The 26,291-nt window shown below is 52.2% G+C and carries 24 protein-coding genes; 7 read left to right on the top strand and 17 right to left on the bottom strand.

Annotation, left to right across the window (positions count from 1 at the left end):
- Position 1 precedes the first annotated feature (1 nt).
- Positions 2-931, top strand: a complete 930-nt coding sequence (locus Enr10x_RS25125) for a hypothetical protein (RefSeq protein WP_145451751.1) — start codon at positions 2-4, stop codon at positions 929-931.
- Positions 932-1,037: 106 nt separating this feature from the next.
- Entirely contained in the window at positions 1,038-1,745 is a 708-nt protein-coding gene (locus Enr10x_RS25130) for a BON domain-containing protein (protein WP_145451752.1), read from the top strand.
- Between the two features lie 6 nt (positions 1,746-1,751).
- On the opposite strand, the gene trhP is transcribed toward Enr10x_RS25130, so the two are convergent.
- The 5 genes from trhP to Enr10x_RS25155 form a co-directional block, all read right to left on the bottom strand.
- Entirely contained in the window at positions 1,752-3,119 is a 1,368-nt protein-coding gene (trhP, locus tag Enr10x_RS25135) for a prephenate-dependent tRNA uridine(34) hydroxylase TrhP (RefSeq protein WP_145451753.1), read from the bottom strand.
- Between the two features lie 63 nt (positions 3,120-3,182).
- Positions 3,183-4,112, bottom strand: coding sequence for a sialate O-acetylesterase (locus tag Enr10x_RS25140; RefSeq protein WP_145113942.1), 930 nt, complete (start codon positions 4,110-4,112; stop codon positions 3,183-3,185).
- 154 nt (positions 4,113-4,266) lie between these two features.
- A complete protein-coding gene (locus Enr10x_RS25145; protein ID WP_145113940.1) occupies positions 4,267-5,724 on the bottom strand; it encodes a DUF1501 domain-containing protein in 1,458 nt (485 codons plus the stop codon).
- 9 nt (positions 5,725-5,733) lie between these two features.
- The gene (locus Enr10x_RS25150) at positions 5,734-9,015 is read right to left on the bottom strand and encodes a PSD1 and planctomycete cytochrome C domain-containing protein (RefSeq protein WP_197997359.1); all 3,282 of its coding nucleotides are present in this window, start codon (positions 9,013-9,015) and stop codon (positions 5,734-5,736) included.
- Positions 9,016-9,458: 443 nt separating this feature from the next.
- Positions 9,459-10,288, bottom strand: a protein-coding gene (locus tag Enr10x_RS25155; protein ID WP_390621364.1) for an IS5 family transposase whose coding sequence is annotated in 2 segments (ribosomal slippage) — positions 9,459-9,898 and positions 9,898-10,288 — 831 coding nt in all. Because the reading frame shifts where the segments join, the coding sequence is not laid out codon by codon here.
- Positions 10,289-10,396: 108 nt separating this feature from the next.
- Here Enr10x_RS25155 and Enr10x_RS25160 point away from each other — a divergent pair.
- Both Enr10x_RS25160 and smpB read left to right on the top strand, forming a co-directional pair.
- A complete protein-coding gene (locus Enr10x_RS25160; protein ID WP_145113936.1) occupies positions 10,397-11,146 on the top strand; it encodes a hypothetical protein in 750 nt (249 codons plus the stop codon).
- Positions 11,147-11,302: 156 nt separating this feature from the next.
- The gene (gene smpB, locus Enr10x_RS25165) at positions 11,303-11,797 is read left to right on the top strand and encodes an SsrA-binding protein SmpB (RefSeq protein WP_145113934.1); all 495 of its coding nucleotides are present in this window, start codon (positions 11,303-11,305) and stop codon (positions 11,795-11,797) included.
- Positions 11,798-11,858: 61 nt separating this feature from the next.
- On the opposite strand, the gene Enr10x_RS25170 is transcribed toward smpB, so the two are convergent.
- The 10 genes from Enr10x_RS25170 to Enr10x_RS25215 all read right to left on the bottom strand — a co-directional run bounded on the left by Enr10x_RS25170 (position 11,859) and on the right by Enr10x_RS25215 (position 21,152).
- On the bottom strand, positions 11,859-13,001 hold the full coding sequence (locus tag Enr10x_RS25170; RefSeq protein WP_145451755.1) for a PASTA domain-containing protein: 1,143 nt from the start codon (positions 12,999-13,001) through the stop codon (positions 11,859-11,861).
- A 193-nt stretch (positions 13,002-13,194) separates the two neighbouring features.
- The gene (gene lptE, locus Enr10x_RS25175; protein ID WP_232093128.1) at positions 13,195-13,704 is read right to left on the bottom strand and encodes an LPS assembly lipoprotein LptE; all 510 of its coding nucleotides are present in this window, start codon (positions 13,702-13,704) and stop codon (positions 13,195-13,197) included.
- 59 nt (positions 13,705-13,763) lie between these two features.
- Positions 13,764-15,233, bottom strand: coding sequence for an outer membrane protein assembly factor BamD (gene bamD / locus Enr10x_RS25180; RefSeq protein WP_145113928.1), 1,470 nt, complete (start codon positions 15,231-15,233; stop codon positions 13,764-13,766).
- Between the two features lie 31 nt (positions 15,234-15,264).
- Entirely contained in the window at positions 15,265-16,011 is a 747-nt protein-coding gene (recO, locus tag Enr10x_RS25185; protein ID WP_145451756.1) for a DNA repair protein RecO, read from the bottom strand.
- Between the two features lie 267 nt (positions 16,012-16,278).
- Positions 16,279-16,584 (bottom strand): hypothetical protein, encoded by a 306-nt coding sequence (locus Enr10x_RS25190; protein ID WP_145116525.1) that lies wholly within the window; start codon positions 16,582-16,584, stop codon positions 16,279-16,281.
- A 214-nt stretch (positions 16,585-16,798) separates the two neighbouring features.
- On the bottom strand, positions 16,799-17,557 hold the full coding sequence (locus tag Enr10x_RS25195; RefSeq protein ID WP_145113925.1) for an alpha/beta hydrolase: 759 nt from the start codon (positions 17,555-17,557) through the stop codon (positions 16,799-16,801).
- Between the two features lie 64 nt (positions 17,558-17,621).
- Entirely contained in the window at positions 17,622-18,353 is a 732-nt protein-coding gene (locus Enr10x_RS25200) for a peptidoglycan recognition protein family protein (RefSeq protein ID WP_232093130.1), read from the bottom strand.
- A 354-nt stretch (positions 18,354-18,707) separates the two neighbouring features.
- Positions 18,708-19,589, bottom strand: a complete 882-nt coding sequence (locus tag Enr10x_RS25205; protein ID WP_145451757.1) for an HvfC/BufC N-terminal domain-containing protein — start codon at positions 19,587-19,589, stop codon at positions 18,708-18,710.
- Positions 19,586-20,509, bottom strand: a complete 924-nt coding sequence (bufB, locus tag Enr10x_RS25210; protein WP_145451758.1) for an MNIO family bufferin maturase — start codon at positions 20,507-20,509, stop codon at positions 19,586-19,588. Before bufB ends, Enr10x_RS25205 begins: the two co-directional genes overlap by 4 nt.
- 109 nt (positions 20,510-20,618) lie before the next feature.
- Positions 20,619-21,152 (bottom strand): hypothetical protein, encoded by a 534-nt coding sequence (locus Enr10x_RS25215; RefSeq protein WP_145451759.1) that lies wholly within the window; start codon positions 21,150-21,152, stop codon positions 20,619-20,621.
- A gap of 590 nt (positions 21,153-21,742) precedes the next feature.
- Between Enr10x_RS25215 and Enr10x_RS25220 the strand changes: the two genes are divergently transcribed.
- Positions 21,743-22,555, top strand: coding sequence for a DUF255 domain-containing protein (locus Enr10x_RS25220; RefSeq protein ID WP_145451760.1), 813 nt, complete (start codon positions 21,743-21,745; stop codon positions 22,553-22,555).
- A gap of 142 nt (positions 22,556-22,697) precedes the next feature.
- Here Enr10x_RS25220 and Enr10x_RS25225 read toward each other — a convergent pair whose 3' ends face one another.
- Entirely contained in the window at positions 22,698-23,576 is an 879-nt protein-coding gene (locus Enr10x_RS25225; protein ID WP_145451761.1) for a YHS domain-containing protein, read from the bottom strand.
- A 358-nt stretch (positions 23,577-23,934) separates the two neighbouring features.
- On the opposite strand from Enr10x_RS25225, the gene Enr10x_RS25230 reads away from it, so the two are divergent.
- Entirely contained in the window at positions 23,935-24,792 is an 858-nt protein-coding gene (locus tag Enr10x_RS25230) for a hypothetical protein (protein ID WP_145451762.1), read from the top strand.
- A gap of 31 nt (positions 24,793-24,823) precedes the next feature.
- On the opposite strand, the gene Enr10x_RS30595 is transcribed toward Enr10x_RS25230, so the two are convergent.
- On the bottom strand, positions 24,824-25,441 hold the full coding sequence (locus Enr10x_RS30595; RefSeq protein WP_315851816.1) for a methylated-DNA--[protein]-cysteine S-methyltransferase: 618 nt from the start codon (positions 25,439-25,441) through the stop codon (positions 24,824-24,826).
- A 97-nt stretch (positions 25,442-25,538) separates the two neighbouring features.
- Between Enr10x_RS30595 and Enr10x_RS25240 the strand changes: the two genes are divergently transcribed.
- A complete protein-coding gene (locus Enr10x_RS25240; RefSeq protein WP_232093131.1) occupies positions 25,539-26,285 on the top strand; it encodes a hypothetical protein in 747 nt (248 codons plus the stop codon).
- The last annotated feature ends 6 nt before the right edge of the window (positions 26,286-26,291 follow it).

A 26,291-nucleotide genomic window follows, 5' to 3' on the forward strand; every position in this document is an offset into this window, starting at 1 on the left:
GATGCAGACTCCGATCAGATCTTTGCAAAAAATTGTGATCTGCCTGTTGTGCTTCAGTCCTCTTACCGGCTGTAGCAGCCTGGCGCTTTCGACCTGGACCTGGCAGCATTCCGGACAGTTTGCCAGTGCAAGGAAGCCGGCTGTCGAAGTCATCGCACTCTGGGAACCGGCTGAAGGTAAGGGACTCGATGGGTTACCGACTCGCGGTTTTGCCGGCCAGCTCCTCTTTTTTCAGCATAACAACACTTCGCCCGTCTATGTAAAGGGAGAAGTCATGGTTTACCTTTACGATGATCAGGGCCAGCTCGACGAACAGTCGAAACCGATCCATCAGTTCAATTTCGATGCAGGGGCCTGGCAGGTTCACGCTGTCGAATCGACGTTGGGACCGGCCTACCAGGTTTTTATTCCTTATGTGCGTAAGGGGAGCGATCAGGCCGAATGTGGCCTGCGGGTCAGGTTGACTCAGAAAGAAGCGCCCGAAGTTTATTCCCGGATGGTTTCCGTGAAACTGAAAGGAAAGAAACCGCACGCAGAAGCTGTTCAGCCTCTGGTACAGACACCTCCACCCTCTGAGAATAAAGAGGAGGTTGTGACTGTCGAAACACTGGCGCGCCGCGAACGGGGCAAGCGACTGGAACTGGCCGCTGATCTCAAGAAGAAAACTGCTCCAGAGCCCGTCAGCTCTCCGGAGCCTGTCCGGGAATCAGTCATTCAACAGGTCAGCGCTGAGTCACCCGCTCCGCTTGAGGCCGCGTCTGTTGGCGATGACCGGGATCTCCGTATCCGTCGACTGGAGGAACAGTTAGGTCAGTTACTCAATGAGAGGCAACATCCACTTGCGGAATCGGCAGCTGTTTCACAGGAATCGGTACAGGTACCTCAGGCACGTTCTGAATACCGACAGTATCGTCTGAGCGGAAACCGTTAATCAGGGGCGAAGCCTGCAAACAGATTATTTGCTTCCCCCCGGAAATGACGATGGTATAATGTGTACAGAGCGAAACCGATTCCGGCTCCCGTTTTAAGGGAACATCATGTCGAGACATTTCTTCACAAGTCTAATCATCACCGCCGGTTGTGTGTGTGTCAGTTATTTTCAGCCACAATGCTGTCTGGGACAGGTTCAGACACTCTCGTCCAGCGGTAATTCGCAATCGACCCGGAGCAGCAGCCAGTCGATCGGCGGGTCAACCTCTTCCCTGGGGGGAAGCTCAGGCCTGGCTCAATCACCGTTAAACAATACTCAAACACCACTCTCTTCCGGGACGGGGACGCCCCAAAATCTGAACGCACAAAACAGTTTTATTGGCCGTTCAGATACCACCCAGAATGCGTTTATCGGCCGCAATAACACCCAGTCGGCAACTGGTGGTGCTCCAGGGCAGACTCGGAATTTCAATCGCGCTACGACCGGCGGTTCCCAGAACAGTCTGAACCAGCGGAATGCAGGACAGACCGGTCCGAAAGTTCCCGAGTTTCGACCCCAGTTACGGGTGGCATTTACGGCCTCGCCGATTCCCGTCGGAAACGTGTCCACTTCCATGGGAAGTTCATTCGATCGACTCAAAACCCGTCATGAAAAACTGAACGGTGTCCAGTTTCAGGTCAACGCCGATCACAGCGTTACGTTGCGCGGACAGGTCGATTCCTCCGGGACTCGCAAGCTGGTGGAGTTTCTCGCCATGCTCGAACCGGGAGTTCGCAAGGTCAATAATGAACTGACTATCTCTGGCCAGAAATAAGCTGCTTTATGTCAGAGAAACAGTCGCTGGTGTCTGAACCGATTTCATCAGCAGCGCGAACTGCCGGTCATGATCACTCAACTGACCGGCACTCTCTTCGAGTTGATTCTCTGTGAAGGGAATCTTGACGACATGCCCGCTGCCAGGTGCCACATCCACGGCTTCCGATTTCTGATTCAGCAGCGATTTCAGTGAGAACACAGTGTTTCCGGCTGGGGTCATCAGTTCGAGTTCATCCTGGAGCCCGAACTTGTTTTTGACGTCCACAATCAGGCCGTCTGCATCACGGTCGATAATATCGCCGACAAACTGCTGCTTGCTGGCGACCGAACGACCGTGCTCATAGTTCTGCATGCTTTCTGAGGCATGACGTTGGAAGAAACCTTCGGTGTAGCCCCGGTTGGAGAGGCTGTCGAGCATTTCCATCAAATCATAGTTGAATTCCACACCAGCGGCAGCATCGTCAATTGCTTTGCGATAGACCTGCGCTGTACGGGCGGCATAAAAGAAAGACTTGGTCCGACCCTCGATTTTCAGGGAGCTGATTCCCATATCGGTAAAGGTCTTCACATGCTGAACTGCGCGCAGATCTTTGGAGTTCATGATGTAGGTGCCATGCTCGTCTTCGTAGGCGGGCATGTATTCGCCGGGTCGCTGAGGCTCTTCGAGCAGGAAAACCTGGTCCACGATCGGCAGCTGCGGTTTTTGTGGGGGAGGCGGATTTTTAAGAACAATGTCCCCTTCTGGTGTCTGCACTGCTTCATTGACTTTGTAATCCCAGCGGCAGGCGTTGGTGCAGTTGCCCTGGTTGGAATCGCGGTGATTCATGTAGCCTGACAACAGGCAACGTCCCGAGTAGGCGATGCAGAGCGCCCCGTGGACAAAGACTTCCAGTTCCATGTCGGGACATTCTTCCTGGATCTCAGCCACTTCCTTGATGGACAGTTCGCGAGAGAGGATCACGCGGGTCAGTCCAAACTTCTGCCAGAACTTGACAGTGGCGAAGTTAACGGCGTTCGCCTGCACAGAGAGGTGGATCGGCACATCGGGCCACCGCTCGCGAACCATCATGATCAGCCCGGGATCCGACATGATCAGCGCGTCGGGCTGCATATCGATGACCGGCTCCATATTTTTGAGGTAGCTGCGGACCTTGAGATTGTGAGGAGCTATATTGCTGGCGATATAGAATTTCTTACCCAGCTTGTGGGCTTCAGCGACCGCATCCGCCATGACGTCCAGTTTATTGAATTCGTTTTCCCGCACACGCAGGCTGTAGCGCGGCTGTCCTGCATAGACCGCGTCCGCACCAAAGGCGTATGCGTACTGCATGGCTTTACGGGTTCCAGCCGGGGAAAGAAGTTCGGGTTTCATGACAGACACCTGCAATCACAATCTCTAAATGAAGGAAACGGGAGTACTCCACGCAGGATAGTACTAATCCCGGGGCACTTTCCATAGGGCCTGGGCAAATTTCCTGCCTAAATCGACATAACCTGCTGAATTATAGTGCCAACGATCCGAATAACCATACCCGTCTGTACTGGTCACCAGGGCTGCATGACCATCTTTCTCGACGAATGCCGCCTGGGCATCGCGTACGATCTCGCCATGTTTCCAGACCTTTCCCTCCGGATTATCACCCGAATCTGAAATGCGACCAATGACTACCGGCAGATCATCCGTAAGGAGTGTCGCACGTATTAAGTCCATCAGTCGTTTGAGGTTGGCTTCATACTGAAGAGCGATCTCTTCAGTATAGGCGGCGTCGCTTTCGCCCTGCATCCAGACAATTCCGGCTGGGACCAGTGTATCCGCTTCCCCATCCTGGTCGATGTCGCGCGTCTGCAGGGCCCGTTTCATGCCTGCCAGAAAATGGTCATACTGGTTGATTCCCTGCCCGGCGCCGGTCCCTTTTTCGAAATCCGGGTCCCAGCAGCCGAATTTGCCCGCCGCATCGATGGCAATCGAGGTTCCACCCCGCGAAATTTTGATCAAAGCGACTGGTTGGTCTGGTGTGAGTTCCTTGATCGCCTGGGCAAACGTGAGCTCGACCCCAAATCGATCAGAGTACGAATTGGCCTTTCCGTCCGACTTAAAACCGGCGCCATGTCCTGGTTTCAGCGGTGCCCAGATCCCGCGTCCATCGACGGGGACAGCGTCTGGAGCCGGGTTTGCATGGAAGATCATCACATCGGAGACTTTCGCGCTCAGATCTTCGGGAAGATCTTTGACGTACCCGTAGCCATCCATGTTCGACTGACCTCCCAGAAAATAAACCCGGAAGGTTTTCGCGGTCGCACAATCGACGTTTAATAACAGCTGGAAAGTAAACAGTGTCAGAGTAAGACAGACGGAACGCAGCATCAGGAACCCTTTCGCGGAAACCGGGTGAATAAATCAAACTACGATCGATAATCGTGAATCGATATTATACCGGTTCTGGAAGCGGTTTCGACTGGCAAGTGGGAAAGAAGCTTACCGAATGATGCGAAAATCAGGGCATTCAATGCAGCCGGACTTAAGCAATGATATCGTCAATCGGATGACCAAAATCCATCTCGATCCGCTTATGACCGGGCACTTCCAGGAGGCGGGCATTCAGACCAAGTTGCTTCATCAGCGTGGCATGCACGTCGGTCACATAATGCGGATGCTCGACGGCATGGAAACCGAGTTCATCGGTCGTACCATGTGCGACGCCCCCTTTCAGTCCGCCTCCGGCCATCCAGATCGAGAAGCCATACGGATGGTGGTCGCGGCCATTGCTCCCCTGTGAACCGGGAGTCCGCCCGAACTCAGTGGCGAAGACGACGATTGTGTCCTGGAGCAGACCGCGGCGTTTGAGGTCTTTGAGCAGGCCAGCCGCAGGTTGATCGACCTGTTTTGCCAGTTTGGAATGACTTTTCTGCAGGTTCGAGTGAGAATCCCAGGCGCCGGCGGCACCGGGACCGTGCATGATCTGAATGAACCGCACACCCTTTTCGACAAAACGACGGGCTGCCAGCAGCTGCATACCGAACGGTTTGGTTGTCGGATCGTTCAGACCATACAGATCCTGGGTCTCTTTGGTTTCCTGGTCAAAGCGTATCACTTCCGGAACGGCGGTCTGCATCCGGAATGCCAGTTCGTAGGATTTCATTCGCGCCTGCAGAGTATTGTCGTTCGGATACTGTTCTGCGGTAAGACGGTTCAACTGATTGACCAGTGAGAATTCGATCTGCTGTTCCCGGTGAGAGAGATCCAGCTCAGGCTTGGCATACGGCAGCGGATTTTTAGGATCGACCTTCAGCGGAACCGAATCATAGGCGGGGCCCAGGTAATGACCGTCGCGTACGTCGAAGTAGCGGGGCCCCATGTTGATGAACTGGGGTAGGTTCTGGTTCAACGACCCTAACCCATAATTGATCCAGGCCCCCACCGTCGGCACACGACCATCGAGCATGTGTCGTCCGGAGTGAAACTGCACCTGGGCGCCATGGTTATCATCGGTGGTCCACATCGAACGGACGATAGAAATGTCATCGACAGAGTTACCGATATGGGGGAACCAGTCGCTGATTTCAATCCCGCTTTCGCCATACTTCTTGTAGCCGACCTGCAGCGGATAGACTTTGTTTCGCTGCTGCCCATTGGCATCGTTGACGACCACGACTCGGACTTTTTTGAGTTTTTCCGGATCCTGCACGTCTTTCCAGGGAGTTTCATTGATCGACTTCCCCGCATATTTCGTGAGCATCGGTTTGGGGTCAAAGCTCTCCATGTGACTCACGCCGCCCCGCATGAACAACCAGATCACGCTTTTCGCTTTGGGGCGAAAATGGGGCTGGCCGGTCGGTGGCTGGTGTCCCGAAGCTTGAGCTTCTTCCTGGAGCAGAGAGGCCAGTGAGATTCCGGCCAGACCTGAACCCAGGCTGGTCATAAATTTTCGACGGGGAAGCCCGTTGTGAGCATGATCGGAACAGGACGGATGATTCATGATGCACCTTCAGCGAATGGTGATGAAATCATTGTGGTTGAGTAAGGCGTGAACCAGATTCTCGCGCGAACGCCAGACGGGCTCTTTTTGCTTTGCTGCTTTGAGAACAGACTGTGTTTCGCTCAACGCCTGCAGGCAGAGAGACCGAGCTTCGGCAGTCGGTTCGACACAGAGAATCAGTTCATAAGTGCGTTGGACGAATTCCTCGTCACTGGCCTTGGGAGCCTGCTCCCGTAATCGGGCCATGATTTTGCGGGCCATCTGCAGAGAGACTTTGCTGTTCGCCAGTGCCAGTGCCTGCTGAGGCACAACGCTTTCCTGGCGACGGTAGCAGGCAAAGATGTCTGCCGCATCAAACATGCTGAGGAATTTTTCCTGGGAGTCGCGTGAGTAGGTGAAATACAGACTGCGCCGTTTACTTTCCGGGTTTTTGTCGGGATCGATGGTCGGGCCGCCCAGCTTCAAGTCCAGTTCTCCCGCCAGGGAGAGCAGGCTGTCACGGATGACTTCCGATTCCATGCGGACCGTATTGCGACGCCAGTAATAAGTATTTGCCGGATCGGTTTTGAGAGTCTGCGGATCCGCGTCACGGGTGGAACTGCTGAGCTGATAAGCCTGTGAGGTCACCATCAATCTGTGCAGGTGTTTCATGCTCCAGTTGTGCTCCATGAAATCGACTGCCAGCCAGTCCAGCAGGTCCTGGTGCAGTGGCTGTTTGGAACGCAAGCCGAAATCAGTCACATCTTCGACCAGGGGCTGGCCAAAATGTCGCAGCCAGATGTGATTGACGGCGACACGGGCAGTCAACGGGTTCTGACGATCTGTGACCCAGCGGGCAAAAGCCGAGCGACGACCGGTGCTGGTAGTTGGATAAGGCTGAGAGCGGGAAGCCTCCGTTTCTGCTGGGCCTTCCAGAGCCTTGCGTGAGGCTCGGACTCGGGTGTATTTTTCACCGGGCTCTTTGACCGCCTTTTTTGCTGCCTGCAGTTTATTCTCAGCGGTTTGTATCTCCTTATCCAGTTTTTTCAAATCCGCCTCTTTGGTCGTGGATTCTCGTTTGGCTTGCAGCTGTGTCAGTTTTTCTTCTGCCTGAGACAGTTCGTACTGACGTGCCGCCAGGGCAGCCGCCTGTTTCAATTCTGTCTGTTCCAGTTCCGGTAAATCAGAGTAGGCAGCCTGGTCCGCGGCGAAAGCAGCCTGGAGTGATTTTTTATAGAGTTCTGCTGATTTGAGGGCGGCGGCAGCGGATTTCATCTGGGCTCGTGTAATTTCCAGACTCGGAGTCGCGGACTGTTTCCCTTCAATCATCTTTTCGCCTGCAGCCAGCGGGAGGATCGCGACGGCATCAAATTCAGCAGCTGCATCAAAGGCGAGCAGATCAATTTTGCCTGCTTCGCGCGTCAGAGGCAGAGTGTAGGAGATGGCGTGCTCCCCGTTGATTGCAACATTCACCAGTTGATCGCGAACTTTGATCTCCAACTCGTAATCCTGATTCAAGTTGACGTCGCAGGCATGGCGTCCTTCGGAAGGATAAATCGATTTGGCATCTTCTTTATAACAGACCTGTAGTTTAGAACCGGGCTGGACGGCACTCAGGTAGACCATCTTTTCCCGATTCTGATTGACATCGAATGCGAGGCCAACTGAACGCCATTTATCACCGCCGGTCGTTTTAAATTTGAAGGTGGCTTTAAAGTTCTGTGGATGGTCCGCCTGCGACCGCAGATAGGCGCGACCGTAGCCAGTTTTCGCCTGGATCAGTTTGCCATCCTGGTATGACCATTGTCCAGGACCGGGTTCCCAGAGCTTTGGATTCGCTTTGGAAAAGTCATCAATCAGAAATGGTTTTTCAGGTGCGGGTAATTTGGCTTGAGCAACTTGTGACTGGGCCGCCTGTTCCAGTTTTGCCAGTTGCTGCTCCGATTTTTGTTGACTACTTCGCGCTTGGGCGATTTTTTCATCAGCGGCCTTTAGCTGGTCTTTCCGAACAAATTCCTGTATGGCTGGGTGATGTGCGGTCGCAGGCAGGGAGACGGGAGTGGGCTTATATTCCTGGAACTTGAAAATCTCCGGGGTGGAGGGCTGCATCGCCCGGCTCTTGTCCGGATCCTTTTCGTTACCACGAATATGCACATAAGTCTTTGCCTCGTTGTGGGCGTCGAAGATGCGGGGCAGGCCGTCTTTTTCCAGATCGGTCTCCCCGGGTAATGGATCCAGGCGGACCTGATACGGTTCAAAGATCGCCCGCATCTGGTAATAGTCCGCGTTCGTCAAAGGATCATACTTGTGATCGTGGCATTTGGCACAGTTCATGGTCAGACCCAGGAACGCTTTGGAAGTGTGTTCCAGCGTGCTGTCCAGCCAGGTGGTTCGATTAAACAGGTAGTAGTGCCGTGCCAGGAATCCCGTCGCCCGCAGGGAGTCGTGATCGGTTGGCTTGAGTTCGTCGGCCGCCAGCATGTCCTGCACCATCTCTGCGTAACTGCTGTCGTGGTTCAGAGATTCGATGATCCAGTCCCGCCAGTGCCAGATGTGTTTCTGGCTGTATCGCAGCTGTTTTCCCAGGCCATACCAGTCGGTATATCGCCAGATATCCATCCAGTGCCTGCCCCAGCGTTCTCCATACTGGGGGCTGGCCAGCAGTCTGTCGACGACCTTTGCATAGGCACTGGGATCAGTGTCATTGACAAAGCTTTCGATTTCCTCAGGTGAGGGAGGCAGGCCGATCAGATCCAGGTAGACGCGTCGCAGTAAAACACGCCGTGAAGCCGGAGCAACGGGGATCAGTTTCTCTGACTGTCGTTTTGTGGTTAACAGAGCATCAATGGGATTCGCCTGTTTTCCCACTGGCAGTTTTGCTTTGACCGGAGGCTGAAAGGCCCAGTGGTCTTCAGGGCGTCCGGGAATGGTTTCGGGAGGCGAATTGGCGCCCTGTTGAATCCAGGTTTTGATCAACTCAATCTGCTGGGGAGTGAGACGCGAGCCCTCTTCGGGCGGGGGCATCTGTTCGTCCCCCTTGGCCGTGATGCGATAGAGGAGCAGGCTGTCATCCGGTTTGCCGGGAACGATGGCTGCTCCGCTATCGCCTCCATTGAGCATCAGTGCGCGGGTTTCGACACGCAATTCAGCTTCCTGCTTCAAGGCGCTATGACAGGCATAGCATTTCTCTGTCAGCAGTGGTTTAATCTGTTTCAAATAATCGACCTGCTCGGCAGCCGGCAACCTGTGCGCAGAGGCTGAAATCAGGATCAGCAATCCCAAAACAGAGACGGTTCTAATTGGCTCAGACAATCGTATTTTCATACATTAATATGTACCAAGGATTCTGAAAGGTGATAAGTCCTTACTTTTGATTTTTATATATTATATATATTTTTCTTTGTATATTTTATACAAAATAGAGCCAATCGGGGGCATAATCGTTACAACCGGCTGAGCAGAGTCATTCTAAACAGAGTCTCTCCGGCTCCTTTGAGTGGGATCATTCATAAGTGTCGGTTCTCAAACAGCCTTGAAGTCCACATTCATGACGTCTACTATTGCCAGACGGTAGCGGTCCTGATTCGGAGTCAGCCGGGATCTCCTTTCGTATCACAGACATAATTTGTGTGCATTCAGCAGGTTCCAGTGATCCATTTGGACTCAGGATACGTTACCTTCAGGGAAGTAAAATCAAATTATTACGGGATCTGCTTTCAGGCGGGAGATCCCTTCACCAGTGATTAGAAGTGGTTTCATAACTTATTAAGTAAGGTGAACACGCACGCGAGTTGTGCGAATCCTAAGAACAAATGACTGTATCGTTCATACCGAATTACCAGACGACGAAAGTTGAACAGCCAACTGATGGTGCGTTCAACTTTCCAACGGCGTTGATATCGCCGCAAAGCACGCCCGTCTTGCGTCGCTGGTTTGACACGGTTCTTGCGATGCGGGCAGATCAGCTCTATCTGCCGTTCCGCCAGTTCTGTGCGCAGGGGATCACTGTCGGCCGCACGATCATAAATCAGGCGATCGGGGTCGCGTGGCAAAACACGTTGATCCAGCAGGGACTCAATCAGCTTCACCTCTGCCGGAGAGGCACTGGCACGATCCAGAGCGAGAGGGAGCCCGTTTCCGTCGACCAGCAGCATAAGCTTGGTTCCCTTTCCCCGTTTTGTCTTGCCGACATCGGCGCCCCTTTTTTTGCAGGGCAGAATGTGCCATCCCCGAATGCTTCCGACCAGACCACCAGCTTCCGGCGATCGAGGTGTTCGAGTAATCGCTGCCACGCTTCGAGGAACACACCGTCTTCGGTCCATTCCTTGAAACGACGCCAGCAGGTGCTGGGAGATGGTAAAAATGTTGGTAAATCTTTCCATCGGGCACCGGTCCTTAATACCCAAAGGATTCCTTCGAGGCACTCGCGGGCAGCCACTCTGGGCCGCCCTCCGGCTGCGTTTACCGGTGGTTCTGGAAACAGATCTTTGATCAGAAGCCATTGCTCGTCCGAGAGTTGTGGTTTTGGTTCCGTCCTGGACCCGGTTATGTTGCGACCTGTGGCAGGTCGGGACACGCGGGTCATGGTCATAATGAGACCTCCTTTCTGGGGAGGTACTCTTACAAATACTATACCAAACTGTTCACGTAATTTTGGGTTTTGAAACTACCTCTAGAGATAAGGGATTCGATCATGGCCGATGATTCCACGACGAGTGAGGAACCAAAACTGGGATCTGGACATCATAAAGAAGAGGTGCCCGACCGCATCTACCTGATTTCCTATCCTAAAATTGTGTTCCTGTACCCGACACTGTTCGTTTCGATCGTGGCTGCGATCTTTATGACCATCGCTGGTGAATCAGCCTATGTTGGTGGCAACCGGGAGCATATGGCGGAAGTGATGGCGCTGGTGTTCCTGGGGGTCTTCGGTTTTAACATGACGGTGCTGGCGTTTGATTTTCCCAGGACGACCTCGCTGACCCTGTTCTTCCTGGGGGTGGCGCTGTTCATGGGAGCCTGGATGCTGCTGCGGTTTAACCCCGATATTGTCCCGGCGTTGACCAATGTTCTGAAAGGTCTGCGTCCCTGGGCCAACTCTCAGATGTACTGGCTGTTTTCCGGAATCCTGGGCCTGATTTTTATCTGCGTGGGCATCTATGTTCGCTTTGATTACTGGGAAGTCCGGGGCAACGAATTACTGCACCATCATGGATTTCTGAGCGACCTGGAACGGTTTTCGGCCCCCAACCTGAAGATTGATAAGGAAATCAGCGATATCTTTGAGTATATCCTGTTGCGTTCCGGTCGACTGGTGCTGCACCCCCGTAATGAACCCCGGGCAATCGTACTGGATAACGTGCCTTTCATTTCCAAAAAGGAAAAGCAGATTACCCGGATGCTGGGCGCCCTGCAGGTGCAGGTCCGGCAGGACAACAATTAATCGATCTGCCACTGAACCAGATCGTGGTACCGTGTGTCGGTATCAGACGCAATCGCTTCGATCCGATTGAAATCAGTTTATTCTCAGTTAAAATGTACGTCTTTAGCGCAGGTAGCGTCTGCCCCGGTACCGGGGTGGCTTCAGGAGATTCTGGCAATGGGTAAAAAGGGAAAGAAAAAAGCTTCGAAAGAAGATCCCAATTCGCGTACCGTCTGCCAGAACCGCAAGGCACGCCACAACTACGAGATTCTGGACACGCTGGACTGCGGGATCGTACTGGCAGGGAGCGAGGTCAAAAGCATTCGGGCGAACAAGATTTCCATCGAAGAGGCCTTTGCCCGCGTGCAGGATGGGGAAGTCTGGCTGTACAACTGCGATATCGCACTCTACCCGCAGGCGAACACGATGAACCATCAGACCCGCCGACCGCGGAAGCTGCTGATGAAGAAAGCGGAAATCCGCAAATTCGCTGAGCGGGCGGAAAACACCAGCCTGACGCTGATTCCTTTGAGCGTCTACTTCACCCGTGGTCTGGTGAAAGTGAAGCTGGGGATCGCCAAGGGCCGCAAACTGCACGACAAGCGGGAAAAACTCAAGAAAGATTCCGCACGCATGGATATTCAGCGTGCGATGCGTGCCCGCAATAACTGACAAGAGCCCCGGAATGCTCTCCCGGGGCTCTTCAATGTTTTCACATCGTCTCTTTGTCAGATCAGTTTTGTGCTTTACTCGGATCGACGTACAGTTTCAGGTGAATGGTCTGGCCCTTTTTGGCATCGGAGCCCGGTACGGGGACCTGCTGATAAACGTGGTAGATCAGTTTGGGTTCCTTGGCTGGATCTCCCGGGTAGACCTTCGTGTTGAGTCCCATTTTCTTCAGCGTGGCCTGGGCGGTTTTATAGTCGTGTCCCAACATGTTGGGAACTTTGAATGTGGCCTGTTGAATCGGGCCCGCCTGCTGACGAGGGGCAGGTTTTTGGGCTTGTCCATCACCGGCTTGAGCGACGACTTTACCTTGTAACTGAAAACCATCCAGATCGGGTACGAAGGGATCTTTGTCAAGCCATCCGGTAATGAGCCCTCTTGCTTTATTGACTTCCACTTTATCAAACCGATATACGGTTGACTGATTTCCACCGGGGTGGATCAGCTGAACCGCACCGGGCAGAAAGGTATTCGGATTCAGCAGGACTTTGGCTTCCTGGTAGTTGGCTGCATCCGATTTTCGACGTGGTTTGACGGCGATGACAATCTGTTGAGGAGTGTTCTGAATCAACTGCAGAAAGTAGCGTTCTTTTGCAGTTTTAGCAGGCATCCCGAACAAAAACGGCAGCGGTCCTTCCATAATATTAGCACCGCGTCGATCCAGCGGAATCGGATAGACTTCGTAAGCTTTTTCATCCTCGTCGATATTGAAAATTCGGTTTCCGTCGCAGATCCAGATTTCATTTTCACCCGGTTGCAGCGTGTAGGGTTTTCCGTTTTTCGGATTCACTTTACCCGGTTTGGCATTCTTCGGGATTTTTTTACCAGTGATATCAATCCGGCCCTTGTCCGGTTTTTCGTAGTAGAAGTACCCTTCCGACCACTTTTCCACGCAGAAGACATCGTCATACCATATTTTCATATGCTTGCCTTCCAGCTTGTTGATCTTACCTGATTCCTTTTCCCATTTTTCCAGAATGTTCTGCAGGGCTGGGGGAAGCTGCTGAGCCTGGGGGGCCGCGCCCGCCGGGTTGGGACCTGGTTGACGCTGATCAACCTGGGCGGGGAGTGAGGATGTCACCAACAGTGACAGTACCATCCCGGCAACTAATGTGAGAGCACTTTGATGTAAAACAGGTTTTGATTTCATTTGATATCCAAATCCTTCCCTGAATTGCAGGTCTGGCTTGAGGCCCGATTAGATTTCGCAATCCGTACTTGTGTAGTAGACAGGTTCATCTGAGAGGTGGGGATGGTTTAAGTTGTTTTGGTTTCTGAAATGATGAGTGAGTTGATTTTATCAGGATTGAAAAATCCTGACTATGTGTGTTTTTAGATCGGCTTTACCAGGGGGCTTCCATTAATTGAACAATCTGATTGGCCAGTTCATCGGTTGCTCTCTGTGTTGCCGTCGCCAGGGACTGCCCGACTTCCGGTGCAAACGAGGCCTGGGACACCAGTTGGACGACATCGGCGTTGATGGGCACCTGCTGTTGTGACAGGATGCGGCCACTCCGCATATCTTCCCATGTAACATCCACGACAAACTGCAGATTCAGATTACGAGGATCGTTATTCTGAGTCGTTCCCAATACTGATTTATTTATCTTCCTGATAGTCCCGGTCAGCCGGGTATCCGCTTCCACTCCTTTGGCGATCCGGAACGGCGTTCGTGACTGGATCTTACGTTGTACCGCTTCGGTTAACTGATATTCATATCCACGACGGAAAGTTTTATTTTCAAAAATGGGCACATAGACTGTCTGCACGTCGGGCTGATACGAATTGCCGACGGTATAGCCGCAGGCAGTCAGATTCACTGACAGCATCAGCAGCAGTAACAGATTGGCCACAATACGTTTCATAAACTAGGTCAAACAGAATTCCACGGTTCTGCCCTGGCGGGACAGGTTTATAATTGGATCCGGGCCGGCGCCGGTTCACCTTCCGAAGGGATCTTCCTGATCGGTTCCCCAAATCCATCCAGCTTTAACCGGGCCGGTGGTTCGAGGCCACCTTTTGTCGGAGGGGCTTTGCTCTCAGGAGCCTTGGTCGGGGCCGGTACCGGTTTCGGTTCGGAACTTCCAAATCCAGGCAGACCTGGCAGTGAGAAGCGGGAGGGTTCCGGTTCCTCTGCTGTCTTTTTCGCAGGCACTGCATAGTTAGCCCAGAGATGATTGGTGTTATCCCGTCCCAGTTCGGCCAGCAGTTCGCGGGCCTGGTTGGCGAAGGGAGAAGTCGGATAATGCTCGATGAGCAGATTACAGTAAACCGCCGCCGATTTGGGTTTGCTGCGACGCATCCAGTACTGGACGGTTTCCCATTCCCGTTTGGCTTTGGCATGTTCGATTTTATTGAGTTCCTGTTTCAACCGCTGCTTATCGGCATTGGGGAACATCCGCAGGGTCGTTTCTTTCAGATTTCCCGCGTCGTCGAGTACTGTCGAATCGTAACGAGGCCCCTGGTAGGACATGAGTTTGACGTGGGTACCCAGCATGAAAGCGTCTTTCAGGTGTGGACTCTTGGGGTATTCTTCACGCAGCAGGCTGAATGTCCGGTCGGCATCCATGTAACGTCCCTTCTGCAGATAATGACTGGCAGTCAGCATCAGTGCATCATCGGCCAGGGGACCGGTGGGGTCATGTAACCAGATCGACTTGAGCGCTTCCAGGGCCCGGTTTTCGGTGTCAAAGACGGGCCGGCTGCGGTCTAACAGGTTTGGCAACAGTGCCCAGCGCGTGCTGCGTTTCTTACCATCGTCGGGAAGCTCTGGAGTTTCCGCTCCCGGTTTTTCCAGGCTCACCTGCTGGACATCGCTGCCGGAAATCATACTCGGATCCTGCAGCCAGTAGCGTGCGATCGTGAAGAGTCTTTTCGTTGTCAGGTCCAGATGCCGCGTGGAAGGGAAATCGATCAGCAGCTGATCATAGCTGTCCTGGGCCCAGGAATAGCGCTTCCGCGCAAACTGGCATTCGGCGATCATGAACTGAGCATCTTCGCGGATCGGATCGTTCTTATACTTCTTGACAATCTTTTTAAATTCTTTTTCGGCTTCTTTATAGTTTTGGGCCTTAAAGATTTCCTGTGCTTTTTTGTATTCCGCAGCGCCGACACCGGGTTCAATGAAATTTGATTCCTGTTCTTTTTTCCACATGGCTGCCTGCAAGACACGCTGCATGGGACCGCGTACATTATCAATCGTCGGGTCGTCGGTGACGCTCTTTTTGGACCAGGGAGGTTTCCAGGCTGATAATCCAGTTGTGCGGTCACCAAACATCGCGCAGCCCGAGACACTGACACAGACGCTGAGAACCAGGGCCTGAACTGTAGTGCGGAACAGACTTGAAGTTGTATTAAATCGATCGTAAGTGGACATGGTCATCCGTGACTTCCACCTGAGGAAAATGAATTGATTACAGTTTGAGGTAGGACGCCATTTTGGGGCGACGCCCCAGGATATGGGACATGGTTGTTGACAACAGGTGTCGAATCTCACGTTGTTGTTGAAGGGATAGATTCAGTCGTTGGGAAAGTAATGTATTTTCAGTTGACAGTTTTTGCAGTACCGAGATGGTTCCCCGCGAGACACGCACATTTCCGTGTCTCTGCTGTTCACAATCCCGACAATACACTCCGCCGTTATGGGCATCATAGAGATACGATTCTGCTGGTCCCAGTTCGCCATTACAGCCGGCACAATATTCGAACTGAGGAAGCTGTCCGATCTCTTCTAAAATGGTTAATTCAAATTTGATCAATGCTTTCTGGAAATCATCATGTTCCTGCAGGTGCTGCAATGTATCACAGACGGCATCGTAGAGCTCCGGATGAGGATCATATTCCTCGGTCAGAGCGTCCAGAAGTTCTGCAATATAATAGCCCACATACAGGTGAGACAGGTTTCCAGGATAGGGTCGAAAACGATTCACGAGCTGGGCTTCGGTAAGAATATCCAGTCCGCCGGAAGATTTTCGGATGAAGACTATCCGACAAGTGGCCAGCAAGTCAATAGCAGCCTCGAACGAGCTTTTCAGCCTTTTAGCACCTTTCGCCAGACTCGCAGTTTTCCCAAAGTCCCGGGTAAACCAGGTCACAACCTTGCTGGACTCGCTGAAATCAGCCAGTCGAATGATGACACCTTCGGTCTTTTCATTGGACATGGAACAGGTACTGCCGGACAAAGAAGAATCGAGTATGCAGGGGGCTGGTCAAGACAGGCTTACTGGTGCAGAGTGATGCGTTATCGCTCCAGAGACAGGCTGCATGGGGGACCGGCGTAATTTTAGAGAGTCAGTGGCAATTGAGGAAAGTGGAACTGCAAAGAATTTCTCAGGCCAGATGGGAAAAGAAAAAAGCCTGCGAAAAGTATCGCAGGCTTGGGTGTTCAGATCTCGTTGCGAACTACTGAGAGTGTCGCAGGGAGTCTCTTAGAAGACGTCCAGTTTGAAGTGATTTCCTTTATGGTAAGGACGTTCACTGGGATAGAAGTTATGCCAGTCTTTGTTGTAGACCGGGATTCTCATATTTTCCGGATAGCGGTAATAGAGATTGTCATAGCTTCCCTGAGGTCGCTGGAAGTTCTGGGGATAATAGACATAGGGGTAATAGTAGAATCGATTCCAGTCGGTAGGTTGTCCGCGTCCGGCTGCCAGAGCATCAGCAGGGGAAAAAGTAGACGTGGCCAACCCAACCACAAACAGGAACAACCCTGCGAGCATGAGACGCCGCACCATCATAGTTCTCTCCTTGCCGGTCGGTAGATTGAAGCGAACAGACCACAGAGGACTGTCCGGGAAAGTCAGCGGTAGGAACTCCAGTCGATACCGGACTCCAGTTATTTCATCGGCCAGACCAGGGGCGTCACGACAGGAAACTTCCGTATAAACCGATTAATCGGCGTAATTGAAACTATACATGCGTCAGCAGGACAAGGTGCATTTTGCCGAATTAGGCGAGTTTCGCTGTGGAAATCCCTTCCATAATCCAATAGTCCAGGGCTCTCAGCAGATTCCGTCCCTCCAGTTGAGTGGGAGGGGGGAGTTGCACGTCTGCTCCTGTGGTTTTCCAGAGACGCATCAGACGCTGTGTAGAGAGCGGACTCTGGGCATGATTCGGATCCAGCAGGACCCGTTTTCCTTTCAGACTGCGATTTTCCAGCTGAGAGAAGTCATGCTTGCTGAACTGGCCGTCGAGCAGTGCGGCACCGGCAAACAGATTCTCGGACTGCAGGAGCAGTCTGGTGGCGACCGAGCAACCGGTCCCCTTGCCGGCCAGGTAAATGCGGTCCTCGTGAATATGGAAGACCTTTTTCAATTCTTCCACGGTTTGTTCTACCTGGCTGAGAAACAACTGGATAAACAGATGGCTGTCAGGCCAGCGATATCCGTTGTCAGGAGCTTCAGGATCGATGGCCGGGGCCCGAAACGAAAGTCCCAGGTAATTCCGGATGCTGATTTCAGGCATCACAGTGTGGAGATCATGCTCTGATCTACAATCGGGGTGCAGCCAGATGACCAGCGGGTAGGCATAACCGGCTTCATAGTGTTCGGGACGAAACAGAGAAATATGCTTGAGGGGCAGATTCAGAGTGGTTTCTGCCGGGGAAGGAAGTTCCCTGTTTCTGTCAGCAGAATTGAGTTGCTGTAAGCCTCTACTCTCTGCCTGTAATACATTTTCAATCCATTTAAGACGTTGAGAATAATCCATTTTCGTTTTGCTTTCAGTGAGTAAATCAGGGGGTAGTCTTAAATGTGGGGATAGTTGCTTGGGGTTATTCCTGGGCCAGTTCGATCTCGGCCTTGTGGGCGGGCTTTGGTGGGGATGTCGCACTCATTGCGGGCAGATCGACGGCTGAGGCGACTTCGCTCATGGGGAAGTATTTTCCCGGACAAGCGGTGGCTTTGACATCGCGGTGGCCCTGTACGTTTTGGCTGGAAATATGATATTCCGCTTTGAGAACACCCACGAGCTTCTTCACAGCAGCCATCTGGGCCTCTGTAGGTGGTTCATTCTCGAAATTGCCTACCAGGCAGATGCCAATGCCTTTCTGGTTGTATTCATTATTCCCCGCATGAGCACCGTGCATTTGCTCCCGCCAGCGGAAGGTTGGCTCAATCGCACCATCGGGCATTCCGTTTCCATTCCCAATCACGAAGTGATAGCCGATGCCCAGCCAGGAATTGCCGGCTTTATCTTTTTTCTTGCTGTGCAGTTCGTGAATGCTTTCGACACTGCCCGAAGACGAAGCCGTATGATGAATGACGATGTATTGCCAGTCACGCACTTCCGCTTCCGGTTTCCACGGATTCTGTGGTTCGATCGCAATTGTGGGCGGTGTCGTAAACAGGGGACCCGTTGGTTCAGGTCTGGCTGCCTGTGTCGGGTATTGTGGAGCGGGTGCGGGGGAATTGATGGTGACTGGAGGCAGGGAGTTACGTTGAGTACATCCCGCGATTTCAAAGGCTGGCAACATAGCAACACAACACATGATGATGCCCTTCATATTGCTGCCCTCCCTGACAGCCAAGCTGCTGATCTGATTCTTGAAAAAAAGTTAAAGTGATTTCAGTGCGCAAATTTCTAAGTCGGGACTGTAATTCCGAGCCGTTTTTGTGTCAATGCGGGGCACTCGGGTGCTTTAAGGTGTAGCATTGCCGGGCAGGAAAATATGCCTGTGTGTTGATGAGTTTGTATTAATCACCACCGTTTTCAGGGGATATTGGGCAGTTATTGTTTTCTCAAATTATCTATATTTTCTATTCTCTTCAACAGGCGCGAATTTGAACCAAAAATCGAAATCATCGTAAATGGTCTCAAGTCGGGGTGATTTGAGGTTTCTACTATTGGTTTGGTGCCTCTAATCTGAAGCGAATCCAATGATGAATGCAGCTGCTGTCCAGTGCTGGAACCATTGGTGCAGATGGGCTACCAGATCCTCAGGAGCCAGTAGTTTTGCCTCTGCCAGCTCCGTGATCGCTTCTCCCACTTTCTGTCCCTGCTGCAATCGAGAGAGCAGGAAGTACTCAGGCTCAGAAATCGCTTCACGGCGAACAATATAGTTTCTGCGGGTGATGGCCAGATACGTGATTTCGGGATCTGGCATCGTGGGGACTTCCTCTTTGCGGACACTCGTGATGTATTCATGGACGGGGAACTGAAACTGGCACAGCCGGAAACAGGGGGCTAACTGCAATTTCAGGTCAGGCCACTCTTCCGGAGAAATCTCATTCAGCTTTTCTGGAGACAGGAGGGGAGTCTGTTCAATGCCGGGACCATCGAAGACCTCGCTGTAGACACGTTCCAGGGTAGCAACTTCCACCAGAAAATCAGTCCAGTCCGGTACTCCCGCTTCCTCTGCTGCGGGTTTGCTCTCGGCGAGAAATTGAGGGAACCGGGCTCCCAGATTGCCCAGTGTGTAACTGGTCGAGGGGCAGGTCTGCAGGTATTGCATGCAGAAGGCCCCGAAAGCGGTCTCTCCCAGAGCCTGAACCAGGGCAGGATATTCCTCACTCAAACAATCCAGCAGGCGCGCATAATAAGCGTTGGCATAAATGCCAATTCGTTCCTGGCTGGTCAACTGACTGGAGCGGGTGATGACGTTTTCCAGTTCATCCGGTGAGAGCGGAATGGCAGATTGCGCTTCAGGAGATGCCATCCCCTCCTGAATCTCTCCCGGCCAGGTGATGACCGCCTGCATCCAGCGTTGAATCTGATCCAGTTGTCGCGGTCGTTGATTCATTCGAATTCCGCCGCAATAAATGAAGCGGGATGAGGGATTGCTTCAGAATCGGCTTGCGCTGCTGCGGGCGGTGTCTGCTCCGGAATCACCAGATTTTCATCCATGTATTGACGGGCCTTCAGGACTTCCTCATGGACGACCGGAAACGGCGGAATGTCAGCGTCCCACTCAAGCAGGGTCGCAACTCCGCCTGTGCGCTGATGCAGCTGTTGAAACAGATTCCAGACCGGGTTGACGACATGACCGTTATGGGTATCGATCAGATGTGTGCCGCAGTTCGTATGTCCTGCCAGATGGCACTGGACGACCCGCTCGGCAGGGATCGACTGCACGTATTCAACGGGATCAAACTCATGATTCACGCTGGATACATAGACGTTATTGACGTCCAGCAGCAGACCACAGTCTGCTTCATCCGCCATCCGGCAGACAAATTCAGACTCACTCATTGTGGAGTCCTGAAACTCCAGATAACTGCTCGGGTTCTCCAGGATCAACGGGCGTTCGAGGATTTCCTGGACCATACGAATCCGTTCTACGATGTAAGCCAGAGTTGCTTCATTGTAGGGAATCGGGAGCAGGTCGTGAGTATTACGTCCCGCGATACCGGTCCAGCAGACGTGGTCGGAAATCCAGCGGGCATTAACGGTTTCGGCCAGTGTTTTCAGTTTCTGAAGGTAATCCCGGTTCAGGGGATCGCTGCTGCCGATCGACAGGGACACGCCATGCATCACGATGGGATATCGTTCTGCAATCTGCTCCAGTACATGCCGGGGACGACCCGCCGAATCCATAAAGTTTTCGGAGATGATTTCGAACCAGTCGACTTCCGGCTGATGCTCGAGAATATGCGAAAAGTGAACGGTTCGCAGACCGACCCCCAATCCCAGATTCTCATGTCCCAGTCGCGGTTCCGTCATTTGTTCCCCCTCTGCACATTCATTCCTGATTCCAGTGCCAACTCAAAAAACAGGCTCCTGATCCAGAAGTCTGAAAGAGGAGCCTGCTAAATGATCTGATGTCTTCAGGTTAATCTTTTTTAGGCTCTGGAGCGGGGCCTGCTTTTTTACCCGCTTTTTCCATCGCTTTTTCAAATTCAGCCCGAGCTACTTTCCAGGCACCTTCCATCAGCGGAATGTGGCAGCCCCCTTTTCCTTTACAGGAATTCATGCCGGGATTTGTACCACAGCCTCCCTGCCCTTTACATTCATTCTGTCCCGAGCAGGCATGTTCTGCGACAGAAGCACAGGCCCCGAGGCCGGCACAGTCATTTTTGATGCCTGCGTTGGTTCCTTTGCAGGTATTCAGACCGCGACAGACATGCGGTTCCTTCATCAACAGGCTGACGTCTTTATCGCCCTTTGCTGCGCCGGCATCTTCAGCATGATCGTGATCAGCGTGTTCCCCTGCAGTTGTGCTGCCGGCCTCCGGATTGGTTGCTGGAGTCTGGGGAGCCGGTTCTGATTTCGGCTGGCAGCCCGTCATGGAGCCGGCCACCATACCACCAAAGGCAGCGAGCGTCAGTCGATTAAAATCGCGTCGATTGAGATCAGGGCGTTTCATGGATTACCTCAACGTTTCTATCGCAGGAATAAATGAAAGTTCAGACAAGGAGTTAAGACTAAAACCCGCTCCTCGGATGTTCTGTGAGTTATCTCACATTTCCCGTTGAATTTAAACTGCGGATCCCGAAATTCAAAGAAAAAGTATGCTTCTCAGCCAACTCAGGCTATCAAAGTAAATACATGAGAGATCAGGGGTTGAGTAGTACAGCAGACCGTATTCCCCCAGTTGAGACTCTCAATTTGTAAGCTGTTTTACAGTCCCTGGAATGCAAAAAACCGATCCTGATAACAAGCAGAAATATGACAATTCAATCCAATAAAAGACAGATAGTTTACGTATGAAGTATGTCCGTGTTCTGATTTCAGTTTGATAACCAGCCCGCCGACTTGAACTATCCCGCTGTGAAAGTAGGGGAGATAAATCCCCTGCGAGATCCTCAGTTTTTATCTGATCTTTCGAATTGTTCTAAACCTCAAATCAATTACAAAAATCTGATCCAGAATAATCCTGCAAACTGAACGAATCATCAAATCTGACCGATATGTAAAGCGTGCAGGTATTTTTGGCTACTTACTTAAGGGATTATTATGCGCGCCAGGCACTTCCTCGTTTTATCGTTAAGTTTTGTATTTATTCAGGCACTCTCACCTGCATTGAAGGCAGATGAAATCAAGTGGCAAACCGACCTGAAGCAGGCTGCTCTGCAGGCCCGTGCTCAGGAGAAAGCCATGCTGATCCAGATCGGGGCCAGCTGGTGTGGGTTCTGTCATAAAATGGACAAGGAAACTTTCCAGGACCAGAAGGTGATTCACCACATTAATTCCTGTTTCATTCCGCTTCGGGTAGATGCTGACAAAAGCCCGGAATTTGTGGAAGCGATTGGCGTCGCCGGTCTGCCGACGACTGTCATTATTACTCCCGAATTGAAGATTGTGAAAAAGCTTTCGGGGTACGTCGCTGCCCGTGAGATGCAGGGACATCTGAAGAAAATCTGTCTGGTGAATCATGAGCAGGCGGCACCAGCGGCAACCCGGACTGCGGCAATCAAGAAAATGAGCCAGAAAGAAGTCGAGCCGGAATTTGCATTTAAAAACGTCTGCCTGGTCAGCATGCTCGATGATCAAGAGCTGGTGGAAGGTAACCCCAAATACATTTCCGAATTCAAGGGACGCAAGCTCTGTTTCGCTTCTCGTGAGCACAAGCAGAAATTTGATGCGAACCCGATGCATTACTGGCCGGCTTTTGACGGGCAGTGCCGTGTTTCGCAACTGGAACGAAATCAGACTGTTGAAGGTGACCCTTACGCGGGTGGGGTTTATCGGGAACGTCTGGTCTTTTTCACCAGCGAAGCGGAACGGGAACGATTTTCATCGAACCCCTCTTACTATCTGGCCCAGTAATAAAAAACACCTGACAGCACTCTTCGACTCAGGTTGGAAGGGAGAGGAAGAACAACTGCTGCCAGGTGTCGCCATCAATTGCCGTATTCAATCAGCCTGAACCGGGTTTCGGTTTCAGGCTGTTTTTATTGAGGCATAGAATTTATTTCAAAGTCTCAATGGACTGTGGTTCCAGCCAGACAAACTTGCCTTTGGAGGCGATCTGTTTGCCTTTGACTTTGATTTTGAGGCTTTCAAAGCGGCTCTGATACAGACCGGGGTGTGAATCGTGAGCACCTTCGATGACATAGATTTTGCCATCCGCACCCTTCACAGCCAGCCCCAGTTCTTCAGGATTCTTTTTCGGATGGACGCCAAATTCACAGGCTGCACAACCGGTGGTGCCCGTCACAGAAACGAGCTCCGATGCCGTATCTGTTGTGCTGCTGGTGCGAGAGTCAGCTTTGAGCTGTGCAACGTACTTTTCAGGACTGCCCTGGAACTTCTGCATCACCGCCTCACTCGGGAACTGATACCGCATGCCTTTATAGATCGCGGTGAACTTTGCTTTCCCGGGGACATCCTTTCCTCCATCCACCTTGCAGACGATGCATTTACCATTGCAGGCCAGATCGACGTCTGCATATTTCGCGGGTGATTTATCAAACACGGCTTTGATCTGTTCGTTGGGGAACAGGAACAGCCGCCCCTGATAAAAACTGACGTGCTTGACAGTCCCCGGATTTCGGTGACCATCATGGTGCGCGAAACAGACGGTGCAGTCACCATTTAAAGCCGGTACATATTTCTCGGGGGCCGCTTCGAATTTCTGTTTCACGGCTGCAGAAGGAAACAGATAAGTTTGCCCATCAAAGACGACTTTAAATTCCGGTTTCCCTTTCACAATTTTCTGGCTGTTGACCAGACAAACGGCACAATTTCCATTTAAGGCGACGGGAGCTTCTTTGGCTTCCACAGCATGGCTGATCATGACAGTCGATGCCAGAAATGCTGCCGTCATAAAGACTCGGACCAGATTCATTCGTTTCTCCTGATAAAACTCTAACAGACATTTAGGGTTGGGCCATGGTTCGAACCGGGGACTCGACTGAGTCAGCCAAGTACCCCGTGGCTGGTGCTGATACACAGCTTGTGATTCACACGCTCAGTATGGCAGGCAAGCGGGGTTCAATCTGTGGTGTATCTCACACTCTGAAATTTTTTCTGTGACTAGGCTGATGTTCTGAACCGATCTGGGTAATCTCCTGCTGTTGAAAGAAAAAACGGTCTTGCATGAATCGGCCAAGTATTGATAATCACGGTCTCTCTCCCATCGACAGCGCATTTCATTAAACTCTCAAGTCCTCTCCAGTTATTCAGTTATCAAAACCAGGTGCCTTATGTGGTGCACAAGTTGCCAGTCCGATGTGGCTGCCGAAGTTTCCTCTGATTCCACCCGGATCCATTGTGCGATCTGCGGAAATGATCTGGGAAGTACGGCTGCTGCTCGAATCAGTGATAAAACCAAAGAAGCCCGTGAACTGCTCGCCCGGTGGTCGAATCGAGAAATTCTCGATCCTTATGGTCCACTGACTAAAGCAGAATCACGCGTGCAGGAAGCGTCGTCTTTATTCGCCCCTTCCGAAAAGCCACATTCCGAAATTCCCAAACCACAGGTGGCAGAACCGCCTCGCGATACGGAAGCGCCACAATCCGCTCCCATCTCAGAATCTGTTTCCGCTCAGGCAGAGACTTCTTACTGGGCAGAAGAAACAGCTGGAACGGATGAGACTGAAACAGAAGATACCCAAGACTACTATCAGCCAGCGACTCCCCGGCTGCATTCCGACTACCGGGATATCCAGAGTCTGATTGAAGAAGAAGATCAGAAGCCAAACTGGCTGGGACTGGTGGGACAGCTGATGGCTTATGGTGGAGTGGCTGTATTGACCATCGGAACAACACTGGTGCTCTGGGGATATTATGGAGGACCAGCCAACTATGCTTCGACTGGCTGGCTGATCAGCACTGCGGGACAGATGCTGCTCTTCCTGGGTGTTATTACGCTGGTCTCTGCCGGCATGGAACAGACTTCGAATTCCGTTTCCCGGCGGATCGATCGACTGGGGCAGAGAATTTTTCTGTTTGAGCAGGCTATGCTTGAACAACAGGAAACAGAACGCAGAAAGAGAAGTGTTTCTCCAAGTGGGAAACAGACAACTGCGAACAGAGAGTCAGAGCTCCGCAAATCTGCCTGAAACACTGTGTATCGAAGCCGGACAGAGTGTGCTAATTGCCGGTTTCATCAAAGCCCCGGGATTCCAGCTGTAACAGATGCGCTTTGAGTGACGTTCCCTGCGGTGCCGAGAAACCTCCCAGTTTTCCTCCGGAAGCAACCACCCGGTGGCAGGGAATCAAAACTGGAATGCGATTACCGGCCATGACCGTTCCTACAGCGCGGGCAGCTCGAGGCGACCCCGCTTTCCGGGCCAGTTCTCCGTAGGTGATCTGCTCCCCATAGCCAACTTTCTGCAGAGCACGAATGACTCTGGACTGAAATGCCGTCATTGGAGGCAGCTCGAGAGCGATGTCCTCAAAATCGATTCTGGCCCCCTGAAAATAGTCCTGCAGACGTTCACGCAGTGCCGGATACCAGTCAGCTTCCTCAATCTCATCTGTTGCTGTGTGAGCTTCGTTCGCACTGAACCGTTGCAATGCTTCATGCGCATCGCGACGGGAATGGTGTCCCATACAGAGCCGAACTACCGTGTGATCCCTCCCCAGCAGACCACACCAGCCGACCTCTGTCGTGAACAGTGACCATTTCAGAGGGGAATACGGGCTGGCACTGGTTTTCTGTTCGCTATTGTGAACTGTGCCGGGATCGGTAACTGTTCTTTGACCCATCTGAAATCCTCCGGTAGAATAGACTCACTTTTGCGTCTCGAAGACTCGACCCCTGACACGCTTCGTGCAGCTCAATATACAAGATGATAGAACAATTATGCACCCTTACAGTATGCTGTCCGACGATTATTTCGTGAACCTGAATTTATGCACGGAGATGACGCTGCCCTCCTCGCGGGATACGGTGCTTAACTTTTTTGAACGCGTGCAGAAATCATTTCCCTCGATGCGCAACTTTTATAATCGGGGGGAGAACGGCTTCATTCTGGAAGAAGACAAGGAAGAGGTCGGCCAGCAGCGGTGGATGTCGCTGGAAACACAGCGGATTTGCAGCGGCTATGTCAATCCGGGAGATCCGGATGACTGTCTGGCTCAAAATCAACTCATGCTGGAACTTGTGCCCTACATGTTGTCTGTCAGCCCGCTGGACTGTGAGGCGCTGGATTATATCGTGGGCTTTGATTTTTCGTATCGGGGGAACCACGATGCGCTCGTGGCTGAAGCTCTAGGGGCGAATCAGGCTGTAGACAGCCTGTTGCAGATTCCAGGTTCCCGGGCGTTGAATTACGAACCTTCAATTACCCTGAGTCTTGATGATTCCTGTCGCTGTCAGGCACGCCTGTTGATCGAGACCCGTACCAATGCCTATCAGGTCCGCCGCGACGATTTCCCGGATGAGCAGATCTCGGTCTTTTTTACACTCAGGCAGTACGGCAGTCTGTCTGCGGATACCCGGCTGGAAGACACCATGTTCGATCTGAAAGCCAAATCAGATCAGTTGATGAAAGACTACGTCATCGACCAGGTGCTGCGCCCCCTGGCGCAGGCGATTTCAACGAAATAAAGGAAT

This window comes from Gimesia panareensis, assembly GCF_007748155.1.
GTDB lineage: Bacteria > Planctomycetota > Planctomycetia > Planctomycetales > Planctomycetaceae > Gimesia > Gimesia panareensis.

Coding starts and splice junctions, on each gene's coding strand:
- Enr10x_RS25125 (WP_145451751.1), top strand. CDS start 2: ATGCAGACTCCGATCAGATCTTTGCAAAAAATTGTGATCTGCCTGTTG.
- Enr10x_RS25130 (WP_145451752.1), top strand. CDS start 1,038: ATGTCGAGACATTTCTTCACAAGTCTAATCATCACCGCCGGTTGTGTG.
- trhP (WP_145451753.1), bottom strand. CDS start 3,119: ATGAAACCCGAACTTCTTTCCCCGGCTGGAACCCGTAAAGCCATGCAG.
- Enr10x_RS25140 (WP_145113942.1), bottom strand. CDS start 4,112: ATGCTGCGTTCCGTCTGTCTTACTCTGACACTGTTTACTTTCCAGCTG.
- Enr10x_RS25145 (WP_145113940.1), bottom strand. CDS start 5,724: ATGAATCATCCGTCCTGTTCCGATCATGCTCACAACGGGCTTCCCCGT.
- Enr10x_RS25160 (WP_145113936.1), top strand. CDS start 10,397: ATGGCCGATGATTCCACGACGAGTGAGGAACCAAAACTGGGATCTGGA.
- smpB (WP_145113934.1), top strand. CDS start 11,303: ATGGGTAAAAAGGGAAAGAAAAAAGCTTCGAAAGAAGATCCCAATTCG.
- Enr10x_RS25170 (WP_145451755.1), bottom strand. CDS start 13,001: ATGAAATCAAAACCTGTTTTACATCAAAGTGCTCTCACATTAGTTGCC.
- bamD (WP_145113928.1), bottom strand. CDS start 15,233: ATGACCATGTCCACTTACGATCGATTTAATACAACTTCAAGTCTGTTC.
- recO (WP_145451756.1), bottom strand. CDS start 16,011: ATGTCCAATGAAAAGACCGAAGGTGTCATCATTCGACTGGCTGATTTC.
- Enr10x_RS25190 (WP_145116525.1), bottom strand. CDS start 16,584: ATGGTGCGGCGTCTCATGCTCGCAGGGTTGTTCCTGTTTGTGGTTGGG.
- Enr10x_RS25195 (WP_145113925.1), bottom strand. CDS start 17,557: ATGGATTATTCTCAACGTCTTAAATGGATTGAAAATGTATTACAGGCA.
- Enr10x_RS25200 (WP_232093130.1), bottom strand. CDS start 18,353: ATGAAGGGCATCATCATGTGTTGTGTTGCTATGTTGCCAGCCTTTGAA.
- Enr10x_RS25205 (WP_145451757.1), bottom strand. CDS start 19,589: ATGAATCAACGACCGCGACAACTGGATCAGATTCAACGCTGGATGCAG.
- bufB (WP_145451758.1), bottom strand. CDS start 20,509: ATGACGGAACCGCGACTGGGACATGAGAATCTGGGATTGGGGGTCGGT.
- Enr10x_RS25215 (WP_145451759.1), bottom strand. CDS start 21,152: ATGAAACGCCCTGATCTCAATCGACGCGATTTTAATCGACTGACGCTC.
- Enr10x_RS25220 (WP_145451760.1), top strand. CDS start 21,743: ATGCGCGCCAGGCACTTCCTCGTTTTATCGTTAAGTTTTGTATTTATT.
- Enr10x_RS25225 (WP_145451761.1), bottom strand. CDS start 23,576: ATGAATCTGGTCCGAGTCTTTATGACGGCAGCATTTCTGGCATCGACT.
- Enr10x_RS25230 (WP_145451762.1), top strand. CDS start 23,935: ATGTGGTGCACAAGTTGCCAGTCCGATGTGGCTGCCGAAGTTTCCTCT.
- Enr10x_RS30595 (WP_315851816.1), bottom strand. CDS start 25,441: ATGGGTCAAAGAACAGTTACCGATCCCGGCACAGTTCACAATAGCGAA.
- Enr10x_RS25240 (WP_232093131.1), top strand. CDS start 25,539: ATGCACCCTTACAGTATGCTGTCCGACGATTATTTCGTGAACCTGAAT.